At 76.1% G+C, this 21,029-nt stretch carries 13 protein-coding genes; 6 read left to right on the plus strand and 7 right to left on the minus strand.

Features of this window, described 5'->3' with window-relative positions; genetic code table 11:
* Position 1: 1 nt before the first annotated feature.
* The 6 genes from OO47_RS15935 (at position 2) to OO47_RS15960 (ending at position 7,797) form a co-directional block, all read left to right on the plus strand.
* The gene (locus OO47_RS15935) at positions 2–2,146 is read left to right on the plus strand and encodes a YfjP family GTPase (RefSeq protein ID WP_407696309.1); all 2,145 of its coding nucleotides are present in this window, start codon (positions 2–4) and stop codon (positions 2,144–2,146) included.
* Between the two features lie 325 nt (positions 2,147–2,471).
* Positions 2,472–3,062 carry a single-stranded DNA-binding protein gene (locus OO47_RS37790; RefSeq protein ID WP_078489677.1) on the plus strand — a complete coding sequence of 197 codons (591 nt, stop codon included), beginning with the start codon at positions 2,472–2,474 and terminating at the stop codon, positions 3,060–3,062.
* Between the two features lie 225 nt (positions 3,063–3,287).
* Positions 3,288–4,739 (plus strand): Cys-Gln thioester bond-forming surface protein, encoded by a 1,452-nt coding sequence (locus tag OO47_RS15945; RefSeq protein WP_030210540.1) that lies wholly within the window; start codon positions 3,288–3,290, stop codon positions 4,737–4,739.
* 292 nt (positions 4,740–5,031) lie between these two features.
* Positions 5,032–6,696: an energy-dependent translational throttle protein EttA gene (ettA, locus tag OO47_RS15950; protein ID WP_030210542.1), complete on the plus strand. Its 1,665-nt coding sequence runs from the start codon at positions 5,032–5,034 to the stop codon at positions 6,694–6,696.
* A gap of 7 nt (positions 6,697–6,703) precedes the next feature.
* Complete coding sequence (locus tag OO47_RS15955; RefSeq protein ID WP_030210544.1) at positions 6,704–7,129, plus strand: acyl-CoA thioesterase; 426 nt, start codon at positions 6,704–6,706, stop codon at positions 7,127–7,129.
* The gene (locus OO47_RS15960; protein WP_030210547.1) at positions 7,126–7,797 is read left to right on the plus strand and encodes a hypothetical protein; all 672 of its coding nucleotides are present in this window, start codon (positions 7,126–7,128) and stop codon (positions 7,795–7,797) included. The genes OO47_RS15955 and OO47_RS15960 overlap by 4 nt, the downstream gene beginning before the upstream one ends.
* Positions 7,798–7,873: 76 nt before the next feature.
* On the opposite strand, the gene OO47_RS15965 is transcribed toward OO47_RS15960, so the two are convergent.
* From OO47_RS15965 to OO47_RS15995, 7 genes are all read right to left on the minus strand, one after another.
* The gene (locus OO47_RS15965) at positions 7,874–8,881 is read right to left on the minus strand and encodes an ABC transporter ATP-binding protein (protein ID WP_030210550.1); all 1,008 of its coding nucleotides are present in this window, start codon (positions 8,879–8,881) and stop codon (positions 7,874–7,876) included.
* Positions 8,878–11,658 (minus strand): FtsX-like permease family protein, encoded by a 2,781-nt coding sequence (locus tag OO47_RS15970; RefSeq protein WP_030210552.1) that lies wholly within the window; start codon positions 11,656–11,658, stop codon positions 8,878–8,880. The genes OO47_RS15965 and OO47_RS15970 overlap by 4 nt, the downstream gene beginning before the upstream one ends.
* A 788-nt stretch (positions 11,659–12,446) precedes the next feature.
* Entirely contained in the window at positions 12,447–15,809 is a 3,363-nt protein-coding gene (locus tag OO47_RS15975; protein WP_030210557.1) for an ABC transporter permease, read from the minus strand.
* A gap of 545 nt (positions 15,810–16,354) precedes the next feature.
* On the minus strand, positions 16,355–16,759 hold the full coding sequence (locus tag OO47_RS15980) for a globin (RefSeq protein ID WP_030210558.1): 405 nt from the start codon (positions 16,757–16,759) through the stop codon (positions 16,355–16,357).
* Positions 16,760–16,831: 72 nt separating this feature from the next.
* Positions 16,832–18,193 (minus strand): FHA domain-containing protein, encoded by a 1,362-nt coding sequence (locus OO47_RS15985; protein WP_030210559.1) that lies wholly within the window; start codon positions 18,191–18,193, stop codon positions 16,832–16,834.
* 41 nt (positions 18,194–18,234) lie between these two features.
* Positions 18,235–19,551 carry a VWA domain-containing protein gene (locus OO47_RS15990; protein WP_030210560.1) on the minus strand — a complete coding sequence of 439 codons (1,317 nt, stop codon included), beginning with the start codon at positions 19,549–19,551 and terminating at the stop codon, positions 18,235–18,237.
* Between the two features lie 109 nt (positions 19,552–19,660).
* Positions 19,661–21,028: a PP2C family serine/threonine-protein phosphatase gene (locus OO47_RS15995; RefSeq protein ID WP_030210563.1), complete on the minus strand. Its 1,368-nt coding sequence runs from the start codon at positions 21,026–21,028 to the stop codon at positions 19,661–19,663.
* Position 21,029 lies beyond the last annotated feature (1 nt).

Consider the following 21,029-nt stretch of genomic DNA (forward strand, 5'->3'; position numbering starts at 1 on the left):
CGTGCAGCTGGAAGACGGCCGCAAGCGCGACCAGGGGCGGGAGCGCCGCCCCGGCGACCCCGGCCAGGACCGTCGCTCCGGCGACTTCGGCCTCGGCCGGGACCTGGGTCGGGGTCCGGGCCGGGACCCGGACCTGGGCCGGGACCGGGGCCGGAGTGGCGACCGGAACCGTGACCAGGGCCGTCGGTCCGGCGACCTCGGTCGTGGTCAGGACGGGGGCCGGGGCCGTCACCCAGGGGGCCTCGACCAGGACCGTGGCCGTGACCCCGGCCTCGACCGGGACCGTGGCCGTCGCCCCGGTGACCCCGGCCAGGACCGCGATCGTGACCGCGACCTCGGGCGCTGGGACGACGGTCTGATCGCCCGCCGCGCGAGCGAGCGCGCCACCCTCAAGGAGGAGGCCGGGAAAGGCCTCGAAGGGGGAGGCCCCGGGGCGGGGGCCGAGGACGTGCCGACCCCCTTCGGCGGGCACTACGGCCGCCCCCTCCGCAACCGCCTCGACGCCCTCCACGAACTCGTCGGCCTCTCACGCGCGCGCGTGGAGAGCGACGCCCTCGCCGAGGCCGGGCGCGTCCTGGACGAGGCCGCCGCCCGCCAGCGGCTCTCCTCCCGGCACACCGTCATCGCCGTCGCGGGACCCACCGGAAGCGGCAAGTCCACGCTCTTCAACGCCCTCGCCGGCGTCGCCGTCTCCGAGACCGGCCTGCGCCGCCCCACCACCGCCGCGCCCATCGCGCTCAGCTGGTCCGAGGGCGCCGCCGGACTGCTCGACCGGCTCGCCATCCCCAACCGGCTGCGCCGCAGGCCCCTCGCGGGCGGCACGGGTGACACCGAGCTCCAGGGCCTCGTCCTCGTGGACCTGCCCGACCACGACTCGGCCGTCACCGCCCACCGCGACCAGGTCGACCGGGTCCTCGGCCTGGTCGACGCCGTCATCTGGGTCGTGGACCCCGAGAAGTACGCCGACGCCGCCCTCCACGAGCGCTACCTCCGCCCCCTCGCCGGGCACGCCGAGGTCACCTTCGTCGTCCTCAACCAGATCGACCGGCTCGGCACCGACGCCGCCGACCTCGTCCTCGACGACCTGCGCCGCCTCCTGGACGAGGACGGCGTGGCCCTCGGCGAGCACGGCGAACCCGGCGCCACCGTCCTCGCCCTCTCCGCCCTGACCGGCGAGGGCGTCCCCGAACTGCGCGAACTCCTCGCCCGCTTCGTCCAGGAGAAGACCGCCCCCGAGCGGCGCCTCTCCGCCGACATCGACGCCGCCGCCGCCAAACTGCGCCCCGCGTACGTCGCCGAGGGGCGCGCCGGTCTCGACGAGCGTTCCCGGGACGCCTTCACGGACCGCCTCGCCGCCGCCGTCGGCGCCCAGGCCGCCGGCGAGGCCGCCGAGCGGGTCTGGCGCCGGGGCGCCATCCGCGCCTGCGGCACCCCCTGGCTGCGGCTGTACCGCTGGTACGAGCGCAAGCGCGCGCACGGCTCCACCGACCCGCACCCCGCGCCTCCGGCCGAGGAGGAGCTGACGGCACGCCAGCGCGTGGAGCAGGCCGTGCGGATCGTCGCCGACGACGCCTCGTACGGGCTCCCCGCCCCGTGGGCGCAGGCCGTCCGCGAGGCGGCGGCGCGCGGGGCGGACGGCCTCCCCGAGGCCCTGGACGAATTGGCCGTCTCCCTCGGCGACCCGGCCGCCCGGCCGCCCCGGCCCGCCTGGTGGCCCGCGGCCGTCCTCGCCCAGGTCGTGATGACGCTCCTCCAGGTCTTCGGCGCGCTCTGGCTGATGGGGCAGATCATCGGCGTCCTGGAGCCCGGACTGCTCCCGCCGGTTCTCGTGATGCTCGCCGGGATTGTGGGCGGTCCGCTCGTCGAATGGGCCTGCGAGGGCGCGGTGAAGGGCCCGGCGCGCCGGTACGGGCAGGAGGCCGAGCGCCGGCTGCGCGAGGCGGCCGCCGCCTGCGGCCGGGCCCGGGTGCTGGACCCGGTGGCGGCCGAGCTGGTGCGCTACCGGGAGGTGCGCGAGCAGTACGCGACGGTGGTGGGCACCCGCCCGCCGGTCCGCGCCCTGGGCGCGCCGGCCCGCGTTGTGGGCGGGTACCGCTCCGGTACGAGGCGCCTGGGCGCCACCCGCGCGGGGGCCCGGGCGAGATAGCCGGGCGAGGTGTCCGGGCGGGGGCCCGGACGAGGTGGCCGGGCGAGACAGCCGGGCGGGGGCCCGGACGAGACAGCCGGACGAGGCAGCCGGGCGGCGGGCCTCCCGCCGTTCGGCCCCCGGGCCTCCCGCCGTTCGGCCCCCGGGCCTCCCGCCGTTCGGCCCCCGGTTCGCTTTGCCTGCTTTCACCCTTCCGGGTAAGGGAGTTGTGCACCGTTACGGGGTTTTCCACAGGCTCCGGCGGGATTCCCGGCTTCGCCCCACCATGGGACCGGAAGGGCGCCCGACCGAAGGGCGTCCGGCGGAGACGGATGGGGGCGGGACCATGAACGACACGACCGTGACGCTCGTCGGCAACGTGGCGACGGCGGTGGAGTACCGGGAGACGGCGACGGGCGGGGTGGCCCGGTTCCGGTTCGCGGTGACCGCGCGCCGCTGGGACCGGGAGCGGGGCCTCTGGTCCGACGGGAACACCAGCTTCTACACGGTGTCGGCCTGGCGCTCCCTGGGGGCCAACCTCGCGGCCTCGGTCTCGGTCGGGGAACCGCTCGTGGTGCACGGCCGGTTGAGGGTCCGGGAGGACGAGCGCGACGGGCAGCGCAAGACCTTCGTGGACGTGGACGCGCTGGCCGTGGGGCACGACCTGACCCGGGGGACGGCGGCCTTCCGGCGTGCGGCGCGGACCGAGCCCCGGGCGCGGACCGACGGGCAGCCGTACGCCGGGACCGGGACCGAAACCGGGGCCGGCCCCGTGCTCGGGCCGGCGCCGGAGGGGGATCCGTGGACGGAGGCGATGGCGGAAGCGGTGGCGGTGGCGGTGGAGGGAATCGCGGTGGGAACAGGGGACTCCGAGAAGGGAAACGGAGGAAAAGGCGAGGAAGCGAACACCGAACACCGGCTGGTGACCGTGCCCTGACCTTGTGTCGTGGCGATTTGTCGACCAACTCGCGGTACGTGGTAACGATTCCGAGACGGAATGGTTGTCCGACCGTATGGCCGGGTACCCGCGGCTTCCGCGTCCCTAGGATTCCCGGGTACTCATGTGGCACGTGAGCCCATCGAGTCTGTGAGTCTGTTGGCGTGCGCCCCTCCCACGCGGAACAAGGCCGTTCGCGGAGTGGCTCGCCCGGAGGGGAATCCGATGTTTTCAGTTCGTGGGCGGGGCACGGCGCGCCGCCTCGCCGCTGCCACCCTGGTCTCGGGGCTCGTCGCCGCCGGTGCGATGGGCATCGCAGGACCCGCCGCCGCCGAAGAGGGGCCGGGTGACAACGGCGGCGCCTCCGCCGTGCTCGGCCAGCTGAAGGTCTCCGCCCAGGTGAAGGTCACCGAGAAGGCCGACGGCGAAGAACACGTCCGGGAAGAGAGCGGCGGCCTCTTCGAGATGAAGGTCGAGAACGGCGGAACCCTGCAGACCTACTGCATCGACTTCCGGACCAACGCGCTCGACGGCAAGAAGTACAAGGAGGTCGGCTGGGACCAGTCGTCCCTCCACGACAACCCCGACGCGGGCAAGATCCTCTGGATCCTGGAGAACTCCTACCCGAACGTCTCGGTCGCAGCCCTCGGCGACAAGGCCGGCGTCAAGGGCCTGACCAAGGAGACCGCCGCCGCCGCCACGCAGGCCGCGATCTGGCGCTACTCGGACAAGGTCGACGCGACGCCGGTCGACGAGAACGCGCAGCGGCTGACCGAGTACCTGTTCGGCAGCGCCGCCAAGGTCGAGGAGCCCAAGGCCTCCCTCAGCCTGTCCCCGTCCTCGGTCGCCGGCAAGGCCGGCGACAGGCTCGGCCCGATCAAGGTCTCCACCAACGCCGCCGAGACCACCCTCTCCGTGGTTCCGGGCGCCCCGGCCGGCACCGGCGTCGTCGGCAAGGACGGCAAGGCGGTCACGAAGGCCAAGGACGGCGACGAGGTCTTCGTCGACGTGCCGAAGGGCACCGAGGACGGCACGGCCGAGATCAAGGCCGAGGCCACCACGAAGGTTCCGCTCGGCCGCGCCTTCGTGAGCGTCGAGGAGAAGAGCCAGACCATGATCCTGGCCGGCTCCAGCAGCTCCACCGTCACCGCCGAGGCCGCCGCGGCCTGGGCCAAGAAGGGCGCCGTCCCGGCCGTCACGGTCGCCAAGGACTGCGCCGGGGGCGGCCTTGAGGTCGTCGCCTCCAACGAGGGCGACGAGGACTGGACCTTCGAGCTGAAGGGCACCTCCCACACCGTCGCCGGTGGCGAGACCAAGACCATTCCGGTCGAGCTCGCCGAGGACGAGGCCTACAAGTTCACCATCACCGGCCCGAACGACTTCGAGCAGACCTTCGAGGGCGTCCTGGACTGCGAGACGGCCCCTCCCGGCCCGAATCCCTCCGCGACCACCCCCGGCACCGGGCCCACCACCCCGGCCCCCTCTCCGTCCGCCGCGGACGGCACCACCGGCGGTGACACCGCGGGCGGCTCCACCGGCACCACCGGAGGCGGTGACCTCGCCGAGACCGGCAGCTCCAACGCCACCCCGGTGATCGCCGGCATCGCCGCCGTGCTCGTCGTGGTCGGCGGCGGCGCGGTGTTCCTCCTCAGCAAGAAGAAGACCACCGACCACTGAGCCGGGGCCCCGGCGCCGGACCCCGCGTCCGGCACCGGACCCGAGCACGACCCGCGGAGTGAGGTGCGTCACACGACGTCCTCCCCGTGATCCCCGCACGACCCCGGGCCGCACCCGCGTCCGGGGTCGTCGCGCGTCCGGACCGCGTGGCCGCCCCCGGAAAACCCCGCGCGCCCGGCCCGCATGCCCGGCCCGCGCGCCCGGCCTCCGGTCCTACCGGTTTCCGCCCGGGGGTGGCGGTCAGGCAAGATGGGGTGTATCTGCCCACTCACTCTTTGCCGGACGGTTTCTCTTGGCTGAGTACATCTACACCATGCGCAAGACGCGCAAGGCGCACGGCGACAAGGTCATCCTCGATGACGTGACGCTGAGCTTCCTGCCCGGTGCGAAGATCGGTGTGGTCGGCCCGAACGGCGCCGGTAAGTCCACCGTGCTGAAGATCATGGCCGGCCTGGAGCAGCCCTCCAACGGCGACGCCTTCCTGTCGCCCGGCTACTCCGTCGGCATCCTCATGCAGGAGCCGAAGCTCGACGAGTCCAAGACGGTCCTGGAGAACGTCGAGGACGGCGTCGCCGAGATCAAGGGCAAGCTCAACCGGTTCAACGCGATCGCCGAGGAGATGGCGACGAACTACACCGACGAGCTCATGGAGGAGATGGGCAAGCTCCAGGACGACCTGGACCACGCCAACGCGTGGGACCTCGACGCCCAGCTGGAGCAGGCCATGGACGCCCTGGGCTGCCCGCCCGGCGACTGGCCGGTCAACAACCTCTCCGGTGGCGAGAAGCGCCGCGTCGCGCTCTGCAAGCTGCTCCTGGAGGCCCCCGACCTCCTGCTGCTCGACGAGCCCACCAACCACCTCGACGCCGAGTCCGTGAACTGGCTGGAGCAGCACCTCGCCCAGTACAAGGGCACCGTCGTGGCCATCACCCACGACCGGTACTTCCTCGACAACGTCGCCGAGTGGATCCTGGAGCTCGACCGCGGCCGCGCCCACCCGTACGAGGGCAACTACTCGACCTACCTCCAGAAGAAGGCCGAGCGCCTCAAGGTCGAGGGCCGCAAGGACGAGAAGCGCCAGAAGCGCCTCAAGGAAGAGCTGGAGTGGGTCCGCTCCAACGCCAAGGGCCGCCAGGCCAAGTCCAAGGCCCGCCTCGCCCGCTACGAGGAGATGGCCGCCGAGGCCGACAAGATGCGGAAGCTGGACTTCGAGGAGATCCAGATCCCGCCGGGCCCGCGCCTGGGCTCCGTCGTCGTCGAGGTCAACAACCTCTCCAAGGCCTTCGGCGACAAGGTCCTCATCGACGACCTCAGCTTCACCCTGCCGCGCAACGGCATCGTCGGCATCATCGGCCCCAACGGCGCCGGCAAGACCACGCTCTTCAAGATGATCCAGGGCTTCGAGAAGCCCGACTCCGGCGAGATCAAGATCGGTGAGACGGTCAAGATCTCGTACGTCGACCAGGGCCGCTCCAACATCGACCCGAAGAAGACGCTGTGGGCCGTCGTCTCCGACGAGCTGGACTACATCAACGTCGGCCAGGTCGAGATGCCGTCCCGCGCCTACGTCTCCGCGTTCGGCTTCAAGGGCCCGGACCAGCAGAAGCCGGCCGGCGTGCTCTCCGGCGGCGAGCGCAACCGCCTCAACCTGGCGCTCACCCTCAAGCAGGGCGGCAACCTGCTGCTCCTCGACGAGCCCACCAACGACCTCGACGTCGAGACCCTGTCCTCCCTGGAGAACGCGCTCCTCGACTTCCCCGGCTGCGCCGTGGTCGTCTCCCACGACCGCTGGTTCCTCGACCGGGTCGCCACGCACATCCTGGCGTACGAGGGCGACTCCAAGTGGTTCTGGTTCGAGGGCAACTTCGAGTCGTACGAGAAGAACAAGATCGAGCGGCTCGGCCCGGACGCGACCCGTCCGCACCGCGCCACCCACAAGAAGCTGACCCGGGGCTGACGGACCCATGGCGAGGCACCTCTACAGCTGCCCCCTGCGCTGGTCGGACATGGACGCCTTCGGGCACGTCAACAACGTCGTCTTCCTGCGGTACCTGGAAGAGGCGCGGATCGACTTCATGTTCCGCCTGGCGCCGGGGAACGGCTCCCCCTCGTTCTCCGGCGGGTCCGTCGTGGCCCGCCACGAGATCGACTACGTGCGGCCGCTGGTCCACCGGCACGAGCCGGTGACCGTCGAGTCGTGGGTCACGAAGATAGGCGCGGCGTCGCTGACGATCGCGTACGAGATCAAGGACCCCGACACCGTCTACGTACGGGCGTCCACGGTCGTCGTGCCCTTCGACCTGGAGGCGCAGCGGCCCCGGCGGATCACCGCCGAGGAGCGCTCCTTCCTGGAGGAGTACGTGGACGACGGGATGACCTCCGCCGCATGACCGTCCTCGCGCCGCTGCACTTCGCCGACGCCCGGGAGGCGGCGGCCCTCGCCGCCTTCCTGACCCGGCTCGTCCACTACGACCGGGCCGCCGCCGTCCGCCTCCAGGCGGGCGGCGGGGCGCTGGCCGTCTTCGGACGTCCGCCGTCGTTCGAGGTGCTCGCGATCCGCACGGCCCGGCTCGTCGACGCCGTGGACCTCGACGTCACCGTCTCCGCCGGCGAACTCCTCGACGGCATCGAGGAGACGGCGGGCAAGGCGGTCGTCCCCGGTACCGTGACCGGGCCGCCCTGGGCGGGCGTCCTGCCGCCGCGCTCCGGCTGGCGGCCGGTCGCGGGCCTGCCGGGCGCCACCGAGATGCGGGGCGCGGTCGCGGCGGCCGTCGCCGAGTTCCGCACGCGGGACGAGGAGCTGCCCGAGGAGCGGCGCACCCGGGCCGAGCGCGAGCGGATCGGCCGCGAGATCTGGTCCAGGACCCTCGGCGGCACCGGACTGCCCCTGCGGGCCGTCCACGCCGCCCAGTCCCTCGGCTTCCTGCCGCCCGCCGGGGCGGAGGAGGGCCCGGTCGCGCTGTTCGCCTCGGGCCCGTGGCTGCGGCTGCGCACGCCGTACGGCTCCGTCGCCCTCCGTACCGTACCGATGGCGCTGCCGGTGGCCCCGGGGCGCTGACCCCGGCCGCCCGCCCCGCGGGGCCTGTCGGCGGTCCGCGTCGGCGGGGCCTATCAGCAGTCCGCGTCGGCGGGGCCTATCGGCGGTCCGCGTCGTCCGGCCAGACCCCGATGTGGTCCTGCTCCAGCTCCAGGGCCACCCGGTGCTCCATGCCGAGCGCCTGCGTGTACTCCGCCGGGAGCTGGAGGCGGCCCGCGCGGTCGAGCATCGCGTACTCCCGGGCCACCAGGGACTCCCGGCCCTGCTCGTCGACCTCCGTGCGGCGCAGCACCTCCGAGGAGGTCCGGCCGTCCCGGATGGCGACCGTGCGGCGCACCTCGGAGGCCACCGCCTGGTCGTGGGTGACGATCACGATCGTCGTGCCCAGCTCCTCGTTCGCGCGGCGGAAGGCCGCGAAGACCTGCTCGCCGGTGGCCGAGTCCAGCTCGCCCGTCGGTTCGTCGGCGAGGAGCACGGCCGGGTCGTTGGCCAGGGCGACCGCGATGGCCACCCGCTGCTGCTGGCCGCCGGAGAGCTGGTGCGGCCGCCGGTCGCGGATCTCCGTGATGCCCAGCATCGCCAGCAGCTCCTCCGCCCGCTCCGTCTTCCGCCGCGCCTTCGACCGGCCCCGCAACTGCATGGGCAGCGCCACGTTCTGGGCGGCCGTCAGATAGGGGAGGAGGTTGCGGGCGGTCTGCTGCCAGACGAAGCCGACGACCTCGCGCCGGTAGCGCAGCCGCGCCCCGCCGTCCATCGCGAGCAGGTCGCGGCCCGCGACCCGGGCCGCGCCGGCGGTCGGCACGTCCAGGCCCGCCAGGATGTTCATCAGCGTCGACTTGCCGGAGCCCGACGCGCCGACCAGGGCCATCAGCTCGCCCTCCTTCACGAGGAGGTCGAGCCCCTGGAGCGCCTGCACCTCCACCCCGTCCGTGGTGAAGACGCGGACGAGCCGGTCGCAGGCGATGAGCGCGTCGTGCCCGTACGAGGGCCGGTCCCGCCGCGCCGTCGCCCGCCGCTCCAGCTCCTCGAGGGTGGCGTCCCCCGAGGCCCCGGTGTTCCCGGGGCCTGCGGTCCCGGCCCCGCCCTGGATCCCGGTCTTCGTCATCGTGCGTCTCCCGCCCTGAGTTCCTTGATCGAGCCCCTGCGCCCCGCCCACCAGGCCTGCCCGGCCGCCGCGAGCGCCGTCAGGAGCACGACGGCGAGCGCGGGCACGAGCAGCGACCACGGGTCCGCCCGCAGCGGGGCGCCGTCGATCCGGGCGAGCCCCGGGGCCGTCGCCAGCGCCAGCCGGAACAGGTCGACGCCCGGCGCGAGCAGCGGCACCGTCGCCCAGCCCGCCAGCACGCCGCCGAGCGCCGCGAGGACGGCCTGCGGCAGCGCCTCAAGACCGAGCAGCCGCCGCCCCTGCTTCCTGGTCAGGCCCATCGTCCGCAGCCGGGCGAGCAGCGCGTTCCGCTCCGGTGCGCTCTGCGCGAGGGAGAGCAGCACGGCCACCACGGCGTAACCGGCGCCCGTGCCGATCGCGCCCAGATAGATCCGCTCGGCGCCCGTCTGGAGCGGCGAGTCCACGTAACCGGCCCGCTCCTCGCTCCGCAGCGTCACCCGGAAGGCGTCCGTCCGGGCCCGCACGGCGCTCCGCAGCGCGGTCCCGTCCACCGGGCCCGCGACGAGCAGCGTGGTGGCCGCCCTGCGGGTGAGGTCGGTGCCGTTGACGAGGAGGAAGTCCGCGCCGGGCACGGCCGGGGTGGCCGCCCGGACGCCGACCACCTTCACCCGGAACGTCCCGGCCGCCGCCACGACCTCCAGCGGCTCGCGGCCGATCCGCTCGGCCACCGACGGCGAGGCGATCGCGGGCAGCACCCGGCCGGTGTCGGCCGTGGCGCCCGGCCCGCCCTTCCCCGTCGAGGCCAGCAGCTCCGCGGGGAACGGGCCGAAGCCGGTCCGCTGTGCCAGCCGGGTGTACGAGGCGGGGTCGACGCCCACGAGCGGGGCGCTCATCGCCCGGGCGGAGGAGCCCCGGTGGGACGGCAGGGCCACCCCGTACTCGATCTGCACCGGCGCCAGGTCCCGCACCCCCGCCGTACCGCGCACGGCCTCGGCCAGGCCCGCGGGCAGCGGGGTCCACTCGACCGAGCCGTCGATCCGGGCGTCCCCGCCGGTCGACAGGAGCGCGGCCCGGTCGCGGGCGTCGGCGACGCCGGCGAGGACGGAACCGCCGAAGGCCGCCGTGGTCAGGGCGAGGACGAGGGCGAGCAGCGGGAGCGCGCCGGTCGAGGACGAGCGGCCGGCGCGGGCCAGGGCCAGCGGGCCGACCGCCCCGCGCAGCCGGCGGGCCGGGCGGCCCAGCCACCGCAGCGGCAGCGGATGGACCCGTACGAGCACCATGGCGGCGATCAGGCCGACCAGGACGGGGGCGGCGCTCACCAGGTGGTCGCCGGGGTCGCCCGCGCCGCGCAGCCGCAGCGAGACGACGGCGCCCACGGCCAGGGCGAGCAGGGTGAGTTCGAGGACGGTGCGGCGCCGGGAGGGGCGTGCGGTCAGCAGGTCGTCGCGGCCGCCGTGCAGGCGCGGGTGCCGGTGCAGCACGACCGCCCGCAGCGGCAGGACGAGCATCGCGACCAGGGCGACGGCGGAGGCGGCGAGGAGGGAGGGGGTGAGGGGGATCCCGCCGAGCCAACCGGGTCCGCCCGGCCCGCCGGCCGCCCCGTAGGTGCCGCCGGGCGGGCGGACCGTCGCGACCGCGAGGCCGAGGGCGAGCGCGGCGGCGGGCACGGCGACCGCCGACGTCTCGCCGAGCAGCCGCAGGCCGATGCCGGTGAGGGAGGCGCCCCGGGAGCGCAGCAGCGCCAGCTCGGCGTCGCGGCGGGCGGCGAAGAGGCCGCCGGTCATGGCGAGGACGACGGCCGCGACCGCGCCGATCCCGAAGACGGCGACGGCCACGACCGGGTCGATCGCGTCGCGCATCGAGCGGTACGCGTCGACGATCTCGTCGAGCCCGGTGGTGACGGTGGCGTTGCCGCCCACGGCCCTGGTCATTCTGACCAGGTCGGGGCCGCCGCCGACCGAGTGGAGGGCGGCGGAGAGCCGGTCGGTGTCCCGCGCGGTGAGGTGGCCGGCGGTCGGCGCGTACCGGAAGAAGACCTCCGGCTCGCCGGCGGTGGCGAGCAGCGAGGCGGCCGAGCCGGGGGAGAGGAGCAGGGCCGCCTGCCAGAAGTGCTTCACCTCGTCGCCCACCAGCGGGGCGAGCGCCGGGGCCCGCAGCAGCGGCTCCACCGCCCAGTAGGGGGTCTCGGGGCCGTGCGGCTCCACGACGCCGGTGACCGTGACGGCCACCCGCTCGCCGTTCCGGCTCGGCACGTGCACGACCGCGCCGGGCTTCAGGCGCAGGGCCTCGGCGGTCTTCACGGTCACCACCGCCTCCGGGCGGAGGGGGCCGCCCGCTGCGGGCCTGCCCTGCCGGAGCGTCGCGTGGCGGTCCAGGCCGGACGGGGAGGAGAGCACGAACCGGGGGGAGATCCCGTCGGGCCGGGGCAGCCAGGGGTCGAGCCCTTCGAGCCGGGCGACCGTGCGGACGCCGTGGGCGGTCTGCGCCGGGTCGGTACGGATCGGGTCGGGCAGCAGGGCCCGCAGCTCGTCGCTCCGCTTCCGGAGGGTCTCGGGGGACAGGGCCGCCGCGTACTGGGACGGGGTGGCGACGGGCAGCGGCGAGGTCAGTTCGAGGACGCTGTCGCGGGGCGCGGCGGACGCGACGTCGTGCCGGAGGCCCTCCGTCTCGTACCGGTCGACGGCGCGCGGCAGCGCCGCCGCGAGGTAGGCGGTGACCAGGACGAGCAGCGCGAGCGCCGCGGCGGCCCGGGGCGCGGTCCGCAGCCGGGTCCGCACCCAGGGCGCGGATGCGCTGCGCGCGGAGACCGGGGAGGGCGCGGGGGGCCGGCCGCCGGGTCGGGTGGACCGGTCGCCGGTCCCGGATGGCCGGTGCTTGGGCCCGGTGGGCCGGTCGCCGGTCCCGGAAGGCCGGTTGTCGGAACCGGAAGACCGGTGCTTGGGTCCGGAAGGCCGGTCGCCGGGTCCGGTGGACCGGTCGCCGGTCCCGGAAGGCCGATCCTCGGGTCCGGTGGGCCGGTCGCCGGCTCCGGAGGGACGGTCGGGGCCGGAAGGCTGGTCGGGCCGGGAGGACCGGGGCCGGGGCATGTCGGGTGCCTTCCTGCGTACGTCGGGCTGGTCGGTGCTGTCGCCGCCGGGGGCGGAGGGGCCCCGGCCCGGGGCGGCGACCCTGTCCGGGGACCGGCCGAAGGGCCCGTTCGTGCCCGGGGCGTCGCCCGGCATCCGGCCGGAGGAGCGGTCCGGGGTTCGGCTCGCGATCCGGGTCGGTGCCCCGTCTGGGCCGGGGGCTTCGTCCGGGATCCGGCCGGAGGACCGGTCCGGGGTTCGGCTCGCGATCCGGGTCGGTGCCCCGTCTGCGCCGGGGGCCTCGTCCGGGGCCCGGCCTGAGGACCCGTCCGGGGTTCGGCTCGTGTCCGGGGCCGGTGTCCCGCCCGTGGTCGGGGCCTCGTTCGGGGCCTGGCCGGAGGTCCGGTTCGGACCGGGGGCGGGCATGCCGCCCGTGCCCGGGGGCTCGGCTTCCGGGGACCCGCCCGGCACCCCGCCCCCGTGTTCGTCGGTCGGTGGCATCAGTTCGCCCCCTGGTGGCGCAGGGTCACGGCCGGGTCCGTGCGGCGCAGGGCGATCGTGGCGACGATGGCCAGGGGGAGGGCGGCGACCCCGGCGATCAGCAGGGCGACCCGGCCGACGGGCAGTTCGACCAGCACCGGGGGGACGGGGCGGGCGGCCTGGCCGGTGAGGACGACGAGGGGGACGACGGCCCGGGCCAGGACGGTGCCGAGTCCGGTGCCGACGAGCAGTCCGATGCCGATGAGCAGCCCCTGTTCGGCGGCGATCAGGCGGGCCAGGCGCCGCTGCGGCGTGCCGAGCGCCCGCAGCACCCCGAACTCGGCGGACCGCTCCCGCAGCGCGCCGGCCGAGCCGACCGCGAAGCCGACGGCGGCGAGCGCGGCGGCGGCCGCCGCCACCGCCGTCAGGGCCGCGTCGGGGCCCGCGCCGAGCGGGTCGCCGAGGAGCTCGGCGGCGATCTCGTCGCGTACGAGGACCTGCGCCGGGTCCGCGTCGGGGCGGGCCCGCAGGGCCGCGGCGACCTCGGCCGTCCGCCCGGGGGCGGTGGTCAGCCACCACTCGGTGGCCGGCAGGGACGCGGTCCCGTCGCCGGTCCCGGCCAGGTAGCCGTTGACGGCGGCCAGGTCGAGGAGGACCGCGCCGCCGTCCGCGGACGCGGCGGCGGACGGGTCGGCGGCCGTCCGGGCGCCCGGCCCGGTGGTCGGCAGCTCCTCGACGACCCGGTCGACGGAGACGGGGACGCGCAGGCCGCCGACGGTGACCGCGACGGTGTCGCCGGGCTTGGCGCCGGTCGCCGCCATGAAGGCCCCGGTGGCCACGGCGGGCAGCCGCTCGGGCGGCTTCGACGCGGGGGCCCCGAGGCGCAGGGCGTACTCCTCCGGCACCGCGTGGAGATCGCCGGCCGCCGGACCCCGCGCCTCGAACGAGACGGAGTACGGCGCGGGGCCGCCGCCGGGTGCGGGCCGACCGGGCCCGCCGGCCGCCGCGCGGCTCGTCCCGCCCTCGCCGCTCTCGGTCTGCTCGATCTCGGACGACCAGCCGGCCAGGACCTCCGCGGGCGCGTGCGTCCGCGTCCCGCCGTCCGCCCCGGTGGCGGTCAGCCCCTCGACGCGGACGGTCCGGTTGTGGCGCGGGCCCTTGGCGATCCCGCCGTCGAACTCCAGGCCGGTGAGCGTGAGCAGCCCGCCGGAGCCCCGGCCGCCGTCGGCGCCGGGCGCGGCGGTGAGGGCGCCGAGGTCGAGGGACAGCCGGTGGACGCGGTCGTCGGAGGGCAGCGAGCCCAGGGCCTGCCGGTACGGGACGCCGCTCGGGTCCTCCAGGACGGCCGTGACCCGGGAGGGCCCGCTGCCCGCCGGCGCGGCGGCCCGCAGGTCGGCGGCGAGCGCCCGGCTCCCGGCGGGCAGCGCGAGCCCGGGGCGCGGCCCGGGCTTCGGGGCCAGCGGGGCGAGCAGCGACGGGGCCGTGGTCCCGGCGAGGTCGGGGCGCAGCAGCATCCCGCCCGCGGCGTCGCGGGTGTCCACGGCGAGGACGGTGGCGCTCCGGCCGGACGCGTCCGTGTCGGTGCGGTGCACGGGCGCCACGGCCGTGACGCCCGGCACGGCGCCCAGACGCTCGGTCCGCGTGGGCTCGCCGGGACCGGGACTCAGGACCCGGATGTCCGTACCGGCCCGGAAGTCGGCCTGGTCGTGCTGCGAGCGCTCCCACGAACCGCTCTGCCCGACGGCCAGCATGCCCATCGCCACGGCGAGCACGAGCAGGAGGACGGGGCCCGCGCCCCGCAGCGGGCGGCGGCTGAACTGCCAGCCCGCGAGGGCGGCGGAGAGCCCGCGCCCGCCGGCCGCCCGCCGCTCGGCCAGCCGGGCGGCGGGCGGCAGCAGCCGCAGCGTCAGGACGGTCCCGGCGAGCAGGGCGAGGGCGGGCGCGGCGACGAGCACCGGATCGACGGAGCCCCCGCCGCCCCCGTCCGCGCCGAGGGTGCCGCCCGCCGCGGCCGGCCGCTGGAGCTGCCAGTACGCGACGGCGGCGACGGCGAGCAGCCCGAGGTCCGCCCCGGCCCGCACCGCGCCGGGCAGCGACGCCGAGCGGGCCTCGCGCAACGGGACGGCCGCGCCGTCCCCGGCGGCGAGCGCGGGCGCCACGACGGCCGCCGCGCAGCACAGCGCCACCACGGCGGCGACCAGCCACACCCCGGGCGAGGGCGAGGTGTCGAGCCGCACGCCCAGCGAGGAGAGCGCGGACCGCTCGGCGAAGAGCCGGGTCAGCGGCCCGGACAGGAGCGGGGCCGCGACCGCCGCGGGCAGGGCGAGCAGCAGCGCCTCGGCGGCGGCGAGGCCGGCGATCCGGCGCCGCGAGGCACCGCGCGCCCGCAGCAGGGCCGTCTCGCCGGAGCGCTCGGTGCTGAGCAGCCGGGCGACGAGCAGCAGCGCGTACGCGGCGAGCAGCACCAGCTGCACGGCGACGATCAGGAGGGTGGAGCGGGAGACGAGCAGCGCCCGCCCGGTCTGGTCGAGGACGGCCGGCAGCCCGGTGGAGGCCGAGACCGTCGCGCCGAACGCGGCCCGGTTCTCGGCCAGGGCCTTCGGGCCCTCGGTCGCGGCGGCGCGCAGCGCGTCCATCCGGTCCGTGGTGAAGCCGGTGAAGTCGGCGGTGCCGAGCCAGGAGGTGTCGCCGGGCGCCAGGGCACCGGAGGCGAGGACGGCCGGGTCGGTGAGCAGCGGCCCGTACGTCGTGAACGACACCGTCCGCACGCCGCGGCCGCCGGCCGGGTCGAGCCGCCAGTACGGGTCGGTGGTGTCGACGGGCCGGTAGACGCCGGTGATCCGGGCCCTCACCCGCCGTTCGGTGAGCCGGTCGGTGAGGTCGAGCAGGGTGCCGGGGCCGGCCTTCAGGCGCCGGGCCGCCTCCTCGGGCAGCGCCGTCTCGACCACGCCGCCGGTCCGGGCGGCCGAGGGCCAGGAGCCCCGGACGAGGGAGAGCCGCGAGCGGTCGAGCGCCGCGAAGTGGGTGAGGTCGGGCTCGCCCTCGCGGGCGGCGGCCGGCCGGAGGCTCCGGGGCAGGGCGTACGGCCCCGAGCTTTCGAGCCGCCGCACGGTCACCGGCAGCCCGTCGAAGGACGCCCGCGTCCCGTCGCGCACGGCGGCGTCGGCGCCGGCCCGCTTCTCGGCGGGCACCCGGCCGCTCACGAGCAGCGAGGCGGCGGCCGCGGACCGGCCCCGCAGGCCCGCCTGGAGCGCGGCGTCCCCGATGGAACCGGAGAAGGCGGCGAGGGTGGCGAGGACGGTGGTGGTCAGGAGCACGGCGAGCAGCGCGGCGGCGAGCAGCAGCCGGTGCGCCCCGACACGCAGAAATACGAACCCCGTCACCCGTCCCCCTGGCCGCCCTGATCGCGGTGCGCGCGTCGAACGCTCTCCGAACGCCCCTGAAACTCCCCCCCCGGATGCTTTCAGAACGCACGTACGGCTGGAAACCGCTTGCGGGCCCACCTTGACGCGATCGTGACCGTTATCCGGTGCCCCGACTCCGGAATGTGCCCTTCCGTACGCGGGGGCTGCCCGGACGTGCCCCCGGCGCTGCCCGTACGCACCTGGCGCCCGCCCCGCCGCGCGGACAGGCGCGCAGCGGCCCGAGCGCGGCGAGCGCCCGGCAGGTGCCGACGAGCACGGGGGCCGGGCGGCGGCGGGCCCGCCGGGGGACGCGGCGGTGCGACCGCCCGTACGGCCGTCCGTACGACCGTCCCCGTGCCCGGTTTCCACGATCCTCAGGGTGAGGTCGTCCGGGCCGAGGCCCGCCAGGAAGCGGGTCGCCCCGGCGGGGCGGGGCACGCCGCCGCCCTGCTGACCGGAACATGCCGCCGTACGACGCGAATCGTGCGGACCGGAGGGCGGGGGGGAGGGGGGGAGGGGCGGGGTCAGCCCGCCGTGTTCACCATCGAGGCGGCGGCGTAGGTGAAGTACCGCCAGAGTTCCGCCTCGTACGCGGGCGCGAGGTCCAGCTCGTCCAGGGCGGTCCGCATGTGGCGGAGCCAGGCGTCGTGGGCGGCCCGGTCGACGGCGAACGGGGCGTGGCGCATGCGGAGGCGGGGGTGGCCCCGGCGGTCGCTGTAGGTGCGGGGCCCGCCCCAGTACTGGATCAGGAAGAGGGCGAAGCGCTCCTCGGCGGGGCCGAGGTCCTCCTCGGGGTACATCGGGCGCAGCAGCGGGTCCTCCGCGACGCCTTCGTAGAAGCGGCGGACGAGACGGCGGAACGTCTCCTCGCCGCCGACCTGCTCGTAGAAGGTCCGCTCCTGTGCCGTTTCCCCGGGAATCTCGCTCACCGCTCCATCGTCTCAGATGCCCCGACCGAGGACCGGAGGCCTAAGACCCCCGGCCCCCGCCCCTCCGCGGGGTCAGCCCCGGCGGATCGTGATCGTGGTCCAGGCGCCGACGTGCACCCGGTCGCCGTCCTGGAGCTGGACGGGGACGTAGGGCTGGATCGGCTCCTCACCGCCGTTGATCGTGGTGCCGTTGGTGGAGTTCTGGTCCACCACCGCCCACGAGCCGTCCGGCTGCTGCACCAGGACCGCGTGCTGGTGCGAGACGCCCGGGTCCTCCGGCGGCACCGACAGGTCGATGTCGGGGGACTCGCCGGTGGAGTGCCGGCGGCGGCCGATGGAGACCTGGTTGCCCTGGAGCGGCAGGTGCTTGTCCGGGGAGTACGCGGGCAGGTTCAGGCCCGTGGCCTCCGGGCCGCTGCGCTGCATCATCGCCATGAAGTACGCGCGGTCCGGACCGATGACCGCGCTCCAGCTCCGGGGCGCCTCCGGCGCATGGAACTGCTGCGGCGGCCCCTGGTGCTGCTGCGGGGGCGGCTGGGGTGCCTGGTGCTGCTGCGGCGGGGGCCCCTGGTGTGCGGGGGGCTGCGGCGGGCCCTGGTGCGCGGGAGCCTGCGGGGGCTGGTGCTGCGACGGCGGCGGCAGGAGCCAGTCGTCGTCCGCGCGCGGCTGCGGCGGCGCGGGGGGCGCCGGGGCCTGGGCGGGCGCCTGGGCCGGTGCCTGGAGGTACGCGGGGGGCGCCGACTGGTGCTGCTGGGGGGCCTGGTGCTGCTGCTGCCCCGGCGGCTGCTGGGGCGCCTGCTGCTGTCCCGGCGGCTGCGGCGGCCCCTGGTGCTGCTGCGGGCGCTGCGGCGGGGACTGGTGGTGGGTGGGCTCGGCGCCGAGCGGCTCCGCCGGCCGGTTCACCTGCGAGGGCCGCGAGCCCTGGTACCCGAACGGGTCCTGCTGCTGCGGCGCCTGCGGGGCGCCCGGCGGCGGGGTCTGGAAGCCCGGCGGCAGGTTCAGGCCGGGCGGGGGCCCGGGCTGCCGCGGCGGAAGGTTGGCCGGGGCCACCGGCGTGTACGAGGTCGCCGTGTTCGTGAGGAAGTTCCAGCGGCACTCCTCGCAGAACGGCGCCATGTGCTCACGCGGCGTGCGGCACTGCGGGCAGAGCTCCGCCTGGGCCGTGGCGTTCGGGTCGCCACCGGGACCGAAGCCGCCGGGAGCGCTCGGCGGGGGACCGGCCGGAGGCAGGCCGGGACCGCCGGGACCGCCCGGGCCGCCAGGGCCATGGGGTCCACCCGGGCCGCCGGGGCCGGGGTATCCGTACGCGGGGGGCGGCGGCGGGGGAGACGGCGGTACGGCACCCGTCGGCGCGCCCGCCGCGGCCATGCGATGGCCGCAGACCTCGCACCAGTCGTCGGAGACCGACTGGTGTCCGTTCGGGCAGGTCGGCATGTCGGTGCTTCCCCCTCTCGTCGTCCGGCCCGGTGACCGGGCTACCTCTTGACGCGAACGGTCTTCGTGGAGCGGGTCTCGAGTGTCATCTCGTCCGCTTCGGCGACCTTCGCCTTCAAACGCACAGTACCCGCCACCGCGTCGACCACGTCGACCACCTTCGAAAGCAGTTTCGCCGTATCGGCATTGCCGGAGGCCGCCGCGAGCTGCACGGCACGGCCCAGTTTGGCCGTCGCGCCGTCGTGATCGCCCGATTTGCGGGCATCCAGACCCGCCTGGATGGCGTCCGCCAGTTCGGCCTGACCCGTGTAGTGCGCCACCTGCGGGTTGATCGACGTCGACATCGACAGGTCGTCCGTCCACACCGCCCGTACCAGCCCTTGAGACAGCGGGCGCGGATCGCCGCCCGCCGGGTCCGGGGCGATCAGGGAGACCCGGGCGGCCAGCATCTCCTGGCCGACCGCGGCCCGCGGCACCCGCACGCTCACGTGGTAGTCGCGGGACTCGTCGCCCCACGAGCCCGTCGGATAGTCCCCGGCGCGCGGCCCCGCCTCCGTGCGCCGCCCGGTGAGGTCCTCGACCGTCGGCGCCACCTGCTTCACGAAGGCGATCTCCACCCCGACCGGGGTCCACAGGCGCAGCGCCACGTCCGCCACGCCCTTGCCCATCACCTGCTCCATCATCGCCGTGAAGTCGGCCGTGAGGCCGGCCGGGTCGGCGACGATGTCGGCGGTGCCCAGGAGCGCCGAGGCGATCCCGGTGACCTCCTTGACCTCCCAGTCGGTGCCGACCCCGCGCGCGTCGCAGGTGAACCGGCCCGCGCAGGCGTCGAGCGCGGCCCGCAGCGCCCCCGGGGACTCGTGCTCGTTGCGCCCGTCGGTGAGCAGGACGCCGTGCCGGATGGCGAGGTCGGTGGAGGAGAGCAGCCGGTCCGCGAGGCGCAGCCAGGTGCCGATCGCCGTGCCGCCGCTCGCGGTGAGCCGGCGCAGCGCCTCCTTGGCCTCGGCCCGGGTGCGGGCGTCGGCGACGGCGAGCCGCCCGTTCCCCGGGTAGACCTCCTTCGCCACGTGCGTGCCGGCGACGACGGCGAAGGAGGTGCCGTCGCGCAGGGTGTCGACGGCGGCGGCCGTCGCCTCCCGCGCCCCGCGCATCTTGGCGGCCGGGTAGTCCATCGAGCCGGAGCAGTCGACCATGATCACCACGCCGGCCGCGCCGTGGGCGCCCGCGCCGACGGCGCCGCCGCCGGTCGAGGTGACCGTGACGATCGCGTTGACGTCCCGGCCGCCCTCCGGCAGGAACTCGTTCTGGTACACGTCCACCGAGAACCGGGGCACGCTCGGCTTGGAGAAGTTCGCCATCAGTTCGGCTCCTCGGGCAACGGCGACGGGACAACGGCGGTGCAACAGCTACTGGGCGACGGCGACGGCGACGGCGACGGCGAGGGGGAAGGACGGGGCCGGTGAACGCTCAGGCGGATCCTGCCCCTTGCGGGGGGACGGCGAACGGGACGAGCGCGACCGTGATGTTGTCGTGCCCCCCGCCGTCGAGGGCGTGCCCGACCAGGACCCGGGCGCCGTGCAGCGGGTGGTCCGCCGCGTCGGCCGGGACGACCCGCGCCATGTCCGCGGGGTCCTCCGCGTAGTTCCACAGGCCGTCCGTGCAGACCACCACCACGCCGGAGCGGTCCGGCTTGAACGCGACCGTGTGCGGGTCCAGTTCGTACGCGTCGGCGCCGAGCCAGCCGGTGATCGCGTGGGCGCGCTCGTCCGCGTACGCCTCGGCCTCGTTCATCAGGCCCGCCGCGACCATCTGCGCGGCCCACGAGTCGTCCTCGGTGAGCCGGGCGGCCGGGGCGGTCCGGTCGTCGGGCACCCAGTAGGCGCGGCTGTCGCCGACCCAGCCGACGACGAGCAGGCCATCCGCGACGACGGAGCCGACGATGGTGCACGCGGGCGCGTTGCGCTGGGGCTCACCGTCGGCCGCCTTCTCCGCGAGGGAGTTGACGGCCTCGGAGGCGGCGACGATCGCCTCGTGCATGGCCTGCTGCGGGTGCGTGCCGCGGGGCAGCGCGGCGCACAGCGCGGCCCCGGCCGCCTCCGCGGCGGCGGCGGAGGCCTCGTCGGGGCGGGTCGCCGAGGAGACGCCGTCGCAGACGACGGCCAGGGTGGCGGGGGAGCCGTCGGGCAGGGTGGTCGCGGAGACCGCGAACGCGTCCTCGTTGCGGTGGTGGCGCAGCCCCCGGTCGCTGACGGCGGCCACGCCGCCGAACTCCCGCTCCATGTGGTCGCGCTCGCGGGGCTGCGCGTGCCCGCAGTTCTCGCAGTAACCGTCGGTGTCCACCCGCCCGGCCCGGCAGGCCACGCAGAGCCCGGCACCGTGCGCCGCCCCCGTCACCGCCTCGGGAACCGGTACGGAAGCCGGAGCCGGCACCGGGTCGTCGACCCGTACGGCCGCCCGGGGATCGGGCGCCGCCAGCTCGAAGTCCCCGGTGGCGGCGGGGCCGGGAGCGGCGGGACCGGGGTCGGCGGGACCGGCGGCGGGGGCGGCGGGAGCCGCGCCGTCCGCCGGCAGGTCGTGGCCGCCCGAGTCGGTGCCCGGCAGGTCGCCGGGGTGCTGGGTCATGGTCGAGAGCGAACCGGGCTCGCGCGGCGGGGCGTCCGGCCAGTTCACGGGCGTGCCGATCGCCACGGTCGGGCGGTCGGGGCCCTCCCCGGCGGCCGGTGCGGCCGACAGGTCGTAACCGCACGCCCCGCAGAACCGGTCACCCGAATCCAGCGGCTCCGCGCAGCCCGGGCAGGCGGCGAGTCCGTGCGACGGCTTCGGCTTCTGGGACATC

It is taken from the genome of Streptomyces bikiniensis (assembly GCF_000716625.1).
Lineage (GTDB): Bacteria > Actinomycetota > Actinomycetes > Streptomycetales > Streptomycetaceae > Streptomyces > Streptomyces bikiniensis.